This window comes from Pseudomonas sp. 09C 129 (assembly GCF_002843625.1).
Taxonomy (GTDB): domain Bacteria; phylum Pseudomonadota; class Gammaproteobacteria; order Pseudomonadales; family Pseudomonadaceae; genus Aquipseudomonas; species Aquipseudomonas chlororaphis.
On sequence record NZ_CP025261.1, the window covers coordinates 293,464 to 306,394 of the forward strand.

Sequence of the window (12,931 nt, forward strand, 5' to 3'; positions counted from 1 at the left end):
CCGACGTGGACTTTGTATGAATCAACCCTGCACCAGAGGTTCCATTGCCGACGGACTGAAACTGATATCGACCCCCAGGTGCGCGGCGTCGGAGAGGTTGACCAGCGCATCCAGGGAAAACTTGTTGATCTTGCCGCTGAGCACGTCGTTGAGCCGCGGCTGGGTGATATTGAGCCGCCTGGCGGCCTCCTTCTGCGAAACACCCCAGGCCTTGATGGTCTTGCCCAGCTCCAGCATGAGCTTGGAGCGCAGGCGCATATTGGCGGCTTCCTGAGGCGAACCTTCGAGCGCGTCCCAGACACTGGCGAAACGCTCGGTATGCATGTGATCGGTCATGGCGTGCACTTATCTCCTGAAGTCTGGCCCGAGCCAGCTCGATGTCCCGCGCTTCGGTCTTGCGGGTGGTCTTGCGCATGGCGTGCAGCACATAAATGGCCGCGGGCCGGTTGGCCACGTAAAACACCCGAAACGCTCCTGAATCCTCACTGATCCTGATCTCGAACACCCCCGGCCCCACGGTTTTCATCGACCGACAGTCATAGGGCGGCTCGCCCTGCTGCAACAGATCCAGCTGAAAACCCGCGGCCCTTCGCGCATCCAGCGGAAAAGCCCGGAGGTCCCGGAGCGCGCTCCCGACAAACACCACATCCTTGTGCCTAGGCATCGAACCTCTCCCGTTACTGACCCCAGAGAGGTTAAACAACCCGACCGCCACAGCGCGCGACCGGGTTGTTTCAAAGCGTGGCCAGGCACAAGAAAAGCCAAAAGCACAGACCACAACCTATATCAGTACAGATATAAATCAACCTAAAAAACCGAGAATCGGACACACGGCATCAAACCACTGCCCTTTCCCCCAACGCCTTGCTCTGCGCAGCCTGCAACACATCACAACCATCATCCAGCAACAGATACAGCGCCTGAGTGACACGCCCCAGATCACCCTCGTCAGCATGCAAAAGCGTGGTACAGGAAAGTGTTTGCAGCAGGTTTCGCGCCGCATTCAAACGCAGACTGGCACTGGCCTGCAGATCGACCAGCGACGCATCCGGGTTGATCAGTAGAACGGGGGAGTCGCCGGTGTTGGACTTGAGGGGAATTGGCTTGGACATCGATAACGCTCCTATTTTGGGAGCTGTCAGCCATCGTCGCCAAACGATAGGGTGGCAGCTGTACGCAGGTTGGCGAACCGGGTAAATAGGAAAACCGGCAGACCCGAAGGTCTCCCACGCACAGCCGCCATAACACGGCGAACACGAAATGCCCGACATGATACATGGCGCTGTTACGCCTATTAACACGAGTCGCCAAACCCGGTCGCGGAATTGGCCGCGACAAACCAGAGCCTAGGTTTGAGCCCAGAAGGAAGCAATCGAGGGATTGTGTGGGGATGTGAAAGGTCGGGGGCCAGCGGTCCGGAGAATGCAGCGTCAGAGCGGACGCTATCGCGGGCAAGCCTCGCTCCTACGCAAGCGTGGCTGCCCGTGAAACAGGGGGGCAGGAACCCCTCAGGCGCCGGGGACGAAGTGCTTCTGCGCCGTGCCGCGGGCGATCAGGCGGGAGATGTAGTCGAGTTTCTGCGCATCCTGGTCGACGAAGCGGAAGGTCAGTTGCAACCACTCGCTGTCCGGCTTCGGCTCATAGGCCACCACCGCATGCAGGTAGCCGTTCAGGCGCGCCACTTCGGCATTGTCGCCCTGCTCCAGGTCCAGCACGGCGCTGTCGAGCACCTGCGGCAGCGTATCGGTGCGCTTCACCACCAACAGCGCCTCCTTGATGCTCAGCGCCTTGATCACGCATTGCTGAGTACCGCTGGGCAGGCGTAACTGCCCCTGGCCACGACCACCAGCAGACGCAGCGGCGGCAGGAGCCGGCGCCTTCACCGGAGGACTGTTGAGCAACCCACGAGACGGGGCTGCAGCGGGAGCAGGAGCGGACACCACGGCAGGTTTGGCAAACGGATTGACCGCCGCAGCCGCCGGCGCGGCGCCGATGACTTCGGCCTTGCCGCCGGTCAGGGCACTCAGGGAGTCATTGCCGAACGCCGAGTTCATCTTGGTCGGCGCGCTGTTCATCAGGGTGTCGAGCTTGCCGACCTTGTTCAGCGCCTGCTTGACCTTGGTCAGCAGTTGCTCGTTGGTGAACGGCTTGCTGACGTAGCCGGAGACGCCGGCCTGGATCGCCTGCACCACGTTCTCCTTGTCGCCGCGACTGGTGACCATGATGAACGGCATGGCCTTCATCGCCTCCTGGCCGCGGCACCAGGTCAGCAGCTCCAGGCCGGACATTTCCGGCATTTCCCAGTCGCACAGGACCAGGTCGAAGGCTTCACGGGCCAGCAGGGCCTGGGCTTTACGACCGTTGATGGCGTCCTCGATCTTGATGCCAGGGAAGTAGTTGCGCAGACATTTCTTCACCAGGTCACGAATGAACGAAGCGTCATCCACCACCAACACACTTACCTTACTCATCGACCACCCCTTTAAAAATCCCGGCTAGCATAACGCTTTACTGATGGCACTTTGCCAAAACTCTTCAGTCACGCCGGGACTTTTCGTTCGCGGGCGCTGCTTTTCAAGTTAAATCCCCATAAACGAAAACGCCCGGCCAAAGGGCCGGGCGCTTCTCTCGGGCAACCTTACTTATCGTCAGCTTCACCCGGAACATTAGCGCTTTCGGCACTGGTGCCTTCAACTTCTTCCTTCATCCGCTTCAGGCCCAGATGGCGCACATCGGTGCCGCGCACCAGGTAAATCACCAGCTCCGAGATGTTGCGCGCGTGGTCGCCGATCCGCTCCAGGGAGCGCAGGACCCAGATGATGCTCAGAACGCGCGAGATCGAGCGCGGATCTTCCATCATGTAGGTGGCCAGCTCGCGCAACGCGGTCTTGTACTCGCGGTCGATGATCTTGTCGTACTGGGCCACCGACAGCGCCAGGTCGGCGTCGAAGCGGGCAAAGGCATCCAGCGCGTCGCGGACCATGTTGCGCACCTGGTCGCCGATATGCCGCACTTCCACGTAGCCGCGCGGGGCTTCGCCTTCTTCGCACAGCTGGATGGCGCGACGGGCGATCTTGGTCGATTCGTCGCCGATGCGCTCCAGGTCGATCACCGACTTGGAGATGCTGATGATCAGACGCAGGTCGGAAGCCGCCGGCTGGCGACGGGCGAGAATGCGCAGGCATTCTTCGTCGATGTTGCGTTCCATCTGGTTGATCTGGTCGTCGATCTCGCGCACCTGCTGGGCGAGCCCCGAGTCGGCTTCGATCAGCGCGGTGACGGCGTCGTTGACTTGTTTCTCGACCAGCCCGCCCATCGCCAGGAGGTGGCTGCGCACCTCCTCGAGCTCGGCGTTGAACTGCTGGGAGATGTGATGGGTCAAGCCTTCCTTAGAAATCATGTGTGTGCTCCGCAAAAGCTGTGAGCTGCAAGCTACAAGCTGCAAGCCATGTTGTGTCGTACTCGAACCGCTCTCACTTGCCGCTTGAAGCTTGCGGCTCGCGGCTGCTGCTAGCCATACCGACCGGTGATGTAGTCTTCGGTCTGCTTCTTCGCCGGATTGGTGAACAGCGTATCGGTGTCGCCGAATTCCACCAGTTTGCCCATGTACATGAACGCCGTGTAGTCGGAGACACGCGCGGCCTGTTGCATGTTGTGGGTCACGATCACGATGGTGAACTTCGATTTCAGTTCGTAGATCAGCTCTTCGACCTTCAAGGTGGAGATCGGGTCGAGCGCCGAGCAGGGTTCGTCGAGCAGCAGCACTTCCGGTTCCACAGCGATGGTGCGAGCGATCACCAGACGCTGCTGCTGACCACCGGACAGGCCGAGTGCCGATTCATGCAGACGGTCCTTGACCTCGTCCCACAGCGCCGCGCCCTTGAGGGCCCACTCGACGGCTTCGTCGAGGATGCGCTTCTTGTTAATGCCCTGGATGCGCAGGCCGTAGACCACGTTCTCGTAGATGGTTTTCGGGAACGGGTTGGGCTTCTGGAACACCATGCCCACGCGGCGGCGCAGCTCGGCCACGTCTTCGCCCTTGCGGTAGATGTTGTTGCCGTAGAGGTTGATCTCGCCTTCCACGCGGCAGCCGTCCACCAGATCGTTCATCCGGTTGAAGGTACGCAGCAGGGTCGACTTGCCGCAGCCGGACGGGCCGATGAAGGCGGTCACGCGCTGCTTCGGAATGTTCATGCTGACGTCGAACAGCGCCTGCTTCTCACCGTAGAACAGGCTCAGGCCCGGGACTTCGATGGCCACGGTTTCCTGGTCCAGGTTCAGGCTCTGCTTGTCGCGGCCCAGGGCCGACATGTTGATGCCGTGGGTATGTGCTTCTTGTTGCATGATCTCACTCCGTTCGTAGCTGCAAGCTTCTAGCTGCAAGCTGCAAGTTTGAGCAAAAGCGGCTTGTGGCTTGCCGCTTGTGGCTAATGGCTTTAGCTATCCAGCGCCTTGTATTTCTCGCGCAGGTGGTTACGAATCCACACTGCCGACAGGTTGAGCGTCGCGATCACCAGCACCAGCAGCAGCGCCGTGGCGTACACCAGCGGCCGCGCGGCCTCGACGTTGGGGCTCTGGAAGCCGACGTCATAGATATGGAAGCCCAGGTGCATGATCTTCTGGTCCAGGTGCAGGTACGGGTAGTTGCCGTCCACCGGCAGCGACGGCGCCAGTTTCACCACACCCACCAGCATCAGCGGCGCCACTTCACCGGCGGCGCGGGCCACCGCGAGGATCATGCCGGTCATCATCGCCGGGCTGGCCATTGGCAGCACGATCTTCCACAGGGTTTCCGCCTTGGTCGCGCCCAGGGCCAGGGAACCTTCACGCACGGTGCGGGGAATCCGCGCCAGGCCTTCCTCGGTGGCCACGATCACCACCGGCACCGCCAGCAGCGCCAGGGTCAGGGAGGCCCAGAGCAGGCCCGGGGTACCGAAGGTCGGCGCCGGCAGCGCTTCGGGGAAGAACAAGCGATCGAGGGAACCGCCCAGCACATAGACGAAGAAGCCCAGGCCGAACACGCCGTAGACGATGGCCGGCACGCCCGCCAGGTTGTTCACCGCGATGCGGATCACCCGGGTCAGGGTGTTCTGCTTGGCGTATTCGCGCAGGTACACCGCCGCCAGCACGCCGAACGGGGTGACGATCATCGCCATGATCAGGGTCATCATCACGGTACCGAAGATCGCCGGGAAGATACCGCCCTCGGTGTTGGCTTCACGCGGGTCGTCGCTGAGGAATTCCCAGACCTTGCTGAAGTAGAAACCCAGCTTGGTGAAGGTGCCCATGGCGTTCGGCTGGTAGGCGTGCACCACCTTGCCCAGGCTGATCTCGATCTCTTTGCCGTTGGCGTCGCGGGCGGTGAGGCTGTCACGGTTGAACTGCGCGTGCAGGTCGCTCAGGCGGGCCTCGACGTCCTGGTAACGGGCGTTCAGCTCGGCGCGTTCGCTTTCCATGTCGGCCTGGGCGGCGGCATCGAGCTTGCCGTCCAGTTCCAGCTTGCGACCGTGCAGGCGGATGCGCTCGAGGCCGGCGTTGATCGCGCCGATGTCGACTTTCTCCAGGGTCTTGAGCTGGGCCGCCAGCTTGTTCACTCGCTCGATCCGCGCCTGCAGTTCCGGCCAGGCCGCTTCGCCTTCGGCGATGACCTTGCCATCCTGCTTGACGTTGACCAGGTAGCCGTAGAAGTTGCCCCACTCGCGCCGCTCGATGGCCATCAGCTCCGGCGGCGTGGTCTGGTTGGTCAGCCAGTCGCCGACGATCCAGGTGAAGTCGTTGCCGTTCAGGTCACGGTTGCCGACCTTGATCAGCTCGCGGGTCATGAACTCGGGGCCTTCGTCCGGCACCGGCAGGCCGGCGCTCTTGAGGCGTGCCCGCGGCACTTCTTCTTTCTGCACCACTTCGCCGATGACCAGGTGGTTGGCCTGGCCCGGCACGTCGTAGTGGGCATGCACCAGGTCCGCCGGCCAGAAGTGGCCCAGGCCGCGCACGGCGATCACCGCCAACAGGCCGATAGTCATGATGACCGCGATGGACACCGCGCCACCGCTGATCCAGACGCCCGGGGCGCCGCTCTTGAACCATCCATTCAGGGAGTTCTGTTTCACAGACTTCTACCTTTCTTAAAGCGACGAGTATTTCTTGCGCAGACGCTGACGGATCAGCTCGGCGAGGGTGTTCATGACGAAGGTGAACAGCAGCAGCACCAACGCCGAGAGGAACAGCACGCGGTAGTGGCTGCCGCCGACTTCCGACTCCGGCATTTCCACCGCGACGTTGGCCGCCAGGGTGCGCAGGCCTTCGAACAGGTTCATTTCCATGACTGGGGTGTTGCCGGTGGCCATCAGCACGATCATGGTTTCGCCGACCGCGCGGCCCATGCCGATCATCAGCGCCGAGAAGATGCCCGGGCTGGCGGTGAGGATCACCACGCGGGTCATGGTCTGCCACGGCGTGGCGCCCAGGGCCAGGGAACCCAGGGTCAGGCCGCGCGGCACGCTGAACACGGCGTCTTCGGCGATCGAGTAGATGTTCGGGATCACCGCAAACCCCATGGCCAGGCCGACCACCAGGGCGTTGCGCTGGTCGTAGGTGATGCCCAGGTCATGGGAGATCCACATACGCATGTCGCCGCCGAAGAACCAGTTCTCCATGAACGGGCTCATGTACAGCGAGAACCAGCCCACCAGGATGATCACCGGGATCAGGATCGCGCTTTCCCAGCCATCCGGCACCTTGAGGCGCACCGACTCAGGCAGGCGGCTGAAGACGAAACCGGCCACCAGGATGCCGATCGGCAGCAGCATCAGCAGGCTGAAGATGCCCGGCAGATGGCCTTCGACGTAAGGCGCGAGGAACAGGCCGGCGAAGAAGCCGAGGATCACCGTCGGCATCGCTTCCATCAGCTCGATCACCGGTTTGACCTTGCGGCGCATGCCCGGAGCCATGAAGTAAGCGGTGTAGATCGCCGCGGCCACCGCCAGTGGGGCTGCCAGCAGCATCGCGTAGAACGCTGCCTTCAACGTACCGAAGGTCAGTGGCGAAAGGCTCAGCTTGGGTTCGAAGTCGGTGTTGGCCGCGGTCGATTGCCAGACGTATTTAGGCTCGTCGTAGTTCTCGTACCAGACCTTGCTCCACAGCGCGCTCCAGGACACTTCCGGGTGCGGGTTGTCGAGCACCAGCGGTTGCAGCTTGCCGCCGGCTTCGACGATCACCCGGTTGGCCCGTGGCGACAGGCCGAACAGGCCTTCGCCCTCGACCACCTGGTCCACCAGCAGGGTGCGGTGCGCGGTGCTGTGGAACACGCCGAGCTTGCCCGAGGCGTCCAGGGCGACGAAGCCTTTGCGGCGCTCTTCAGCAGTAATTTCGATGATCGGCGTGGTGCCCATCTGGAAGGTGCGGATCTGCTTCAGGCGCAGTTCGCCGTCCGGGTCGCGGGCCATGAACCACTGGGCCAGGCCGCCCTTGGAAGTGCCGATGATCAGCGAGATACCGCCCACCAGCTGGGTGCTGGCCGTCACTTCGGCATCGGCATCCTCCAGCAGTTTGTAGCGACCGTTGAGGCTCTTGTCGCGCAGGCTGAACACGTCGGCCTGGGCACGCCCGTTGATCACGTACAGCCACTGCTGGCGCGGGTCGATGTACATGGCCTTGACCGGTTCGGTCATCTGCGGCAGCTCGATGCGGTTCTGCTCGCTGGTGACCTCGCCGGTCATCATGTTTTCTTCGCGGGTCAGCTGCAGCACGTGCAGTTGCGCGCCGCTGGAACCGGCCACCACCAGCGCCGAATCGGTGGCGTTGAGGTTGACGTGCTCCAGGGCACCGCCCTGCTCGTTCAGCACGATCGGGGTTTCGCCGTAGGGGTATTCGATGGCTGGCGAGATGGTTTTCTTGCCTTCCGGGTAGCTGACCTTATAGGTGTGGCGGAACACCAGCGCCTGGCCGTTGGACAGGCCAACCACCACCAGCGGGCTGCCCGGCTGATCCTTGCCGATGGCGGTCACAGTGGTGCCGGCCGGAATCGGCAGGTCGACGCGGCGCAGCTCAGCACCGTTGTCGATGTCGAAGAACAGCGCCTGGCCCTTGTCGGAAACCCGCATGCCGACCTGATTCTGCTCTTCCAGGGAGAACATCAGCGGCTTGCCGGCGTCCTGCATCCAGGCTGGCGTCAGCGGGTCCTTGGCGGTCAGGTCGGCGCCCTGGAACAGGGGCAGCACGACATAGGCGAGGAAGAAGAAGATCAGGGTGATCGCGGCCAGCACGGCCAGACCGCCAACGAGGACGTACCAGCGGGTCAGGCGATCTTTCAGCGCGCGGATGCGGCGCTTGCGTTGCAGCTCAGGCGTATTGAAGTCAATGCGCTTGGGGGGAGAAGTCGGAGTCATGGTGGAGTTGGCCAGATCATTCATGCGCACACCCTAGCGATCCTGTATGACAGAAAGATGACAATGCAGTGACGCAACAAATCCGCCGCGGAGCAGAGCTGGCAGCGGATCGAAAATTGAGGGGTGTAGGAGCGAGCTTGCTCGCGATGGGAGCCGCCAGACACAGATGCTGCGTTGGCCTCGCCATCATGTCGCGAGCAAGCTCGCTCCTACAAGGTCCGGGACAGGCCCGGACCTAGGGTGTTACTTCTTTACGACTGCAGCGCCTTCCTGCAGGCCCAGGTCAGCCAGTGCCTTGGCGGCGACTTTGGCTGGCAGTGGGATGTAGCCGTCTTTCACTACCACTTCCTGGCCCTGTTTCGACAGAACCAGTTTCACGAACTCGGCTTCCAGCGGAGCCAGAGGCTTGTTCGGGGCCTTGTTGATGTACACGTACAGGAAGCGGGACAGCGGGTACTTGCCGTTCAGGGCGTTTTCTTCGGTGTCTTCGATGAAGTCGCTGCTGCCTTTCTTGGCCAGGGCCACGGTCTTCACGCTAGCGGTCTTGTAACCGATGCCCGAGTAGCCGATGCCGTTCAGCGAGGAGCTGATGGACTGGACCACCGAAGCCGAACCAGGCTGTTCGTTGACGTTAGGCTTGTAGTCGCCTTTGCACAGGGCTTCTTCCTTGAAGTAGCCGTAGGTGCCGGATACCGAGTTACGACCGAACAGCTGGACCGGCTTGTTGGCCAGGTCGCCGGTCACGCCCAGGTCGCCCCAGGTCTTGACGTCGGCCTTGGCGCCGCACAGGCGGGTCGACGAGAAGATCGCATCAACCTGTTCCATGGTCAGGTGCTGGATCGGGTTGTCCTTGTGCACGAACACGGCCAGGGCGTCCACGGCAACCGGGATGGCGGTTGGCTTGTAGCCGTACTTCTGCTCGAAGGCAGCCAGTTCGGTGTCCTTCATCTTGCGGCTCATCGGGCCCAGGTTGGAGGTGCCTTCGGTCAGCGCAGGTGGCGCGGTGGCGGAGCCAGCGGCCTGAATCTGGATGTTTACGTTCGGGTATTCTTTTTTGTAGTGCTCGGCCCACAGGGTCATGAGGTTGGCCAGGGTATCGGAGCCGACGCTGGACAGGTTGCCCGACACACCAGTGGTCTTGGTGTAGCTCGGGATAGCAGGGTCAACAGCGGCAACCGCGTGGGCAGTCGCAACGCCAGCAGCGACAAAAGTCATTGCCGCCATCAAACGCTTCAGTTTCATGCCTTACTCCTAGCAGATAGGGTGTGTTAAGTCGGGCCAAGTATCTGTAGGCCGTGTGAACACTCTATGGCTGAAATATGACAATTAGATGAAAGGCCAGCATTCGCGATGGAAGGCTGGCCTTTCTTTATAGAGCGTTTTGTAGCCGCTGCCGAAGGCTGCGATAGGGCCGCAGGCCCTTCGCGCCCCTTCGGGTCGATCGCAGCCTTCGGCAGCGGCTACAGGGTCACAGGATCAGCGATCCTTTTTCCACAGGTACAGGCCGACCAGGATCCCGATGCTGCAAATAATTGCAACATAATAGGCCGGGCCCATCGGGCTCTCCTTGAGCAGCGCGGTCACCACCATCGGCGTCAGGCCACCGAAGATCGCGTAGGCCAGGTTGTAGGAGAACGACAGGCCGCTGAAGCGCACCACCGCCGGGAAGGCCTTGACCATCACATACGGCACCGCGCCGATGGTGCCCACCAGCAGGCCGGTCAGCGCGTACAGCGGGAACAGCCAGTCCGGGTGATCCAGCAGGCTGTGGTAGAAGGTCCAGGAAGTCGCCAGCAGCAGCGCGCTGCCGAACACGAATACCCGGCCGGCGCCAAAACGATCGGCCAGCGCGCCGGACATCACGCACCCCAGGCTCAGGAACACGATCGCCAGGCTATTGGCCTGCAACGCGGTGGTCGGGGTGAAGTGATAGACCGTCTGCAGCACGGTCGGGGTCATCAGGATCACCACGATGATCCCGGCGGACAGCAGCCAGGTCAGCAGCATCGAGAGAATGATCGCGCTGCGGTGGTCGCGCAGCACCGCGCGCAGCGGCACTTCCTCGGCCAGGGCCTTGCGCAGCTGCAGCTCGGCGAACACCGGGGTTTCGTGCAGCCAGCGGCGCAGGTACACCGAGAACAGACCGAACACGCCGCCGAGCAGGAACGGAATCCGCCAGGCGTAATCGGCGACTTCGCCCGGGGTATAGATGCTGTTGATCGCGGTGGCCACCAGCGACCCCAGGAGAATGCCGGCCGTCAGGCCCGAGGTCAGGGTGCCGCAGGCGTAGCCGATATGCCGCTGCGGCACATGCTCGGAAACGAACACCCAGGCGCCCGGCACTTCACCGCCGATGGCCGCGCCCTGGATCACCCGCATCAGCAGCAACAGGATCGGCGCCCACATGCCGATCTGCGCGTAGGTCGGCAGCAGGCCCATGATCAGGGTCGGCACCGCCATCATGAAAATGCTCAGGGTGAACATCTTCTTGCGCCCGAGCAGGTCGCCGAAGTGCGCCATGACGATCCCGCCCAGGGGCCGGGCCAGATAGCCGGCGGCGAAGATGCCGAAGGTCTGCATCAGGCGCAGCCACTCGGGCATGTCCGCGGGGAAGAACAGCTTGCCGACCACCGTGGCGAAGAACACGAAAATGATGAAGTCGTAGAACTCCAGCGCGCCGCCCAGGGCGGACAGCGACAGGGTCTTGTAGTCATTGCGGGTCAACGGACGAGCAGGTTGCGCGGGCTGCGCGACGCTCGAAGGCACAGTGGTCATGGCAAGGGCTTCTCTTATAGTCGGTTCTGGAAGCCGCAACAGCGCTGGTTGTGGCCTGGCAGGTTCGGCACGATAGCAAATTGTTCGAAAAAGCACATAGACGGGCACAATTGACAATCAAAATCAGAACCGGATGGTCGTCGCCGAGCCTGTCGACCGATATACTCGCAGGCATTGGAGCAACGCCGCCCCGGCAAGGGTTGCTGTGCGAAAACGCCGCTGGGCGCCCCAGGCGCCGACTGGGCCAGCCGGTTTCGCAGAGTTTCCCTTTAGTACGCCTTACGAAGAACGTGACGAACGTAGTATGTTCGGGCTGAATCGTTTTTCCTCAAGACGGCTATTCACCTGAAGTACCAATGAAGAGTCACGGGTCAGAGGCACCCCCGGCATGATAGAGCTCGAACAAGAAGATCCGATCCCGCAAGGCGACCTGGCCTTGCAAATCACCGCGCTTCCCCGCGAAACCAACGGCTTTGGCGATATTTTCGGCGGCTGGCTGGTGGCCCAGATGGACCTGGCGGGGACCGCCATGGCCAGTCGCGTGGCCGGCGGGCGTGTCGCCACGGTCGCCATCGACCGCATGGCATTCCTGGTGCCGGTCGCGGTCGGCGCGCAGCTTTCCTTTTATACCCAGACCCTGGAAATCGGTCGCAGCTCGATCCAGATGATGGTCGAGGTCTGGAGCGACGATCCGCTGTCCAGCGAATGGCGCAAGGTCACCGAGGCGGTGTTCGTGTTCGTTGCCATCGACGGCAGTGGCCGCACCCGCTCGGTTCCACCCAGGGCCCGTTAAATTCGGCGTGGGTTAAACCCGGCGGCTGTTACGTGGTCCATAGCAGCCCTGCTTTTGAACGAGAACAGCACCATGCCTACCCCTCACGTTGAAACGGTGAAACTGGATGAACTGAACTGCTGGCGCATCCGCCACGGTCAGGCCGAACTGCTGGTGGCCCAGCAAGGCGCGCACATCCTCAGCTATCAATTGGCCGGGCAACCGCCGCTGATCTGGCTCAACGACGAGGCCGTGTTCAAGACCGGCAAAAGCATCCGCGCCGGCGTTCCGGTGTGCTGGCCGTGGTTCGGCAACTTCGCGCGCAACCCGCAAAGCGTCCAGGCCATGCGCCAGGGCAGCGAGCCGGCCGGGGCCCATGGCCTGGTCCGCGCCACCGACTGGGAACTGCTGGGCATCCAGGCCGAAGGCGAAAGCCTGCTGGTGGAGCTGCAACTGCCGATCCCCGAAGCCGGGCTGCCAGGCTGGCCGCACCAGGTCGAGCTGAAGCTGAGCATCCGCCTCGATGAGCAACTGCACATCAACCTCACCAGCCACAACCTGGGCGACGACACGGTCACCATCAGCCAGGCGCTGCACAGCTACTTCGCGGTCAGCGATGTGCGCAAGGTGCATGTCGAAGGGTTGGACGGCCTGAATTACATCGAGACCCTGGATGACTGGAAGACTGCACAGCAGTCCGGCGACCTGCATTTCACCGGCGAAACCGACCGTATCTACCTCGACCCTCCGCCACAGCTGAGCATCGTCGACCCGGCCTGGGAGCGGCGCATCCAGCTGACCAGCAACGGCTCGCGCTCGGCGGTGATCTGGAACCCGTGGATCGCTCGCGCCGAGCAGTTCAGCGACATGGCCGACGATGGCTGGCAACGCATGCTGTGCATCGAGACCGCCAACGTGATGGATGACGTGGTGACCCTGGCGCCGGGCGCCAGTCATACCCTGGGCGTGAGCGTTACCAGCGTAGCGCTGTAACGCCGTC

The 12,931-nt window shown here is 62.4% G+C and carries 11 protein-coding genes and 1 pseudogene; 2 read left to right on the top strand and 10 right to left on the bottom strand.

The features are described from left to right. Positions 1-21: 21 nt before the first annotated feature. The 10 genes and pseudogenes from CXQ81_RS01435 to CXQ81_RS01480 form a co-directional block, all read right to left on the bottom strand. Entirely contained in the window at positions 22-336 is a 315-nt protein-coding gene (locus CXQ81_RS01435; RefSeq protein ID WP_037004383.1) for a helix-turn-helix domain-containing protein, read from the bottom strand. 7 nt (positions 337-343) lie between these two features. Then, a pseudogene (locus CXQ81_RS01440) lies at positions 344-664 on the bottom strand (type II toxin-antitoxin system RelE/ParE family toxin); the annotation flags it as partial. A gap of 172 nt (positions 665-836) precedes the next feature. Then, positions 837-1,112, bottom strand: coding sequence for a hypothetical protein (locus CXQ81_RS01445; RefSeq protein ID WP_101336291.1), 276 nt, complete (start codon positions 1,110-1,112; stop codon positions 837-839). A 396-nt stretch (positions 1,113-1,508) separates the two neighbouring features. Further along, on the bottom strand, positions 1,509-2,471 hold the full coding sequence (locus CXQ81_RS01450) for a response regulator (protein ID WP_053263131.1): 963 nt from the start codon (positions 2,469-2,471) through the stop codon (positions 1,509-1,511). 167 nt (positions 2,472-2,638) lie between these two features. Beyond that, positions 2,639-3,400, bottom strand: a complete 762-nt coding sequence (gene phoU / locus CXQ81_RS01455; protein WP_007928528.1) for a phosphate signaling complex protein PhoU — start codon at positions 3,398-3,400, stop codon at positions 2,639-2,641. A gap of 110 nt (positions 3,401-3,510) precedes the next feature. After that, a complete protein-coding gene (pstB, locus tag CXQ81_RS01460; protein WP_007928526.1) occupies positions 3,511-4,344 on the bottom strand; it encodes a phosphate ABC transporter ATP-binding protein PstB in 834 nt (277 codons plus the stop codon). Positions 4,345-4,436: 92 nt separating this feature from the next. Continuing rightward, entirely contained in the window at positions 4,437-6,107 is a 1,671-nt protein-coding gene (gene pstA, locus CXQ81_RS01465) for a phosphate ABC transporter permease PstA (RefSeq protein WP_007928524.1), read from the bottom strand. A 15-nt stretch (positions 6,108-6,122) separates the two neighbouring features. Continuing rightward, entirely contained in the window at positions 6,123-8,408 is a 2,286-nt protein-coding gene (locus CXQ81_RS01470; protein WP_009041368.1) for an ABC transporter permease subunit, read from the bottom strand. 219 nt (positions 8,409-8,627) lie between these two features. Then, positions 8,628-9,626: a phosphate ABC transporter substrate-binding protein PstS family protein gene (locus tag CXQ81_RS01475; RefSeq protein WP_007928520.1), complete on the bottom strand. Its 999-nt coding sequence runs from the start codon at positions 9,624-9,626 to the stop codon at positions 8,628-8,630. Between the two features lie 234 nt (positions 9,627-9,860). Next, a complete protein-coding gene (locus CXQ81_RS01480) occupies positions 9,861-11,159 on the bottom strand; it encodes an MFS transporter (protein WP_101336292.1) in 1,299 nt (432 codons plus the stop codon). A 388-nt stretch (positions 11,160-11,547) separates the two neighbouring features. Between CXQ81_RS01480 and CXQ81_RS01485 the strand changes: the two genes are divergently transcribed. Both CXQ81_RS01485 and CXQ81_RS01490 read left to right on the top strand, forming a co-directional pair. Then, positions 11,548-11,952, top strand: coding sequence for an acyl-CoA thioesterase (locus CXQ81_RS01485; protein ID WP_003229628.1), 405 nt, complete (start codon positions 11,548-11,550; stop codon positions 11,950-11,952). A gap of 72 nt (positions 11,953-12,024) precedes the next feature. Next, positions 12,025-12,924: a D-hexose-6-phosphate mutarotase gene (locus tag CXQ81_RS01490; RefSeq protein WP_101336293.1), complete on the top strand. Its 900-nt coding sequence runs from the start codon at positions 12,025-12,027 to the stop codon at positions 12,922-12,924. The last annotated feature ends 7 nt before the right edge of the window (positions 12,925-12,931 follow it).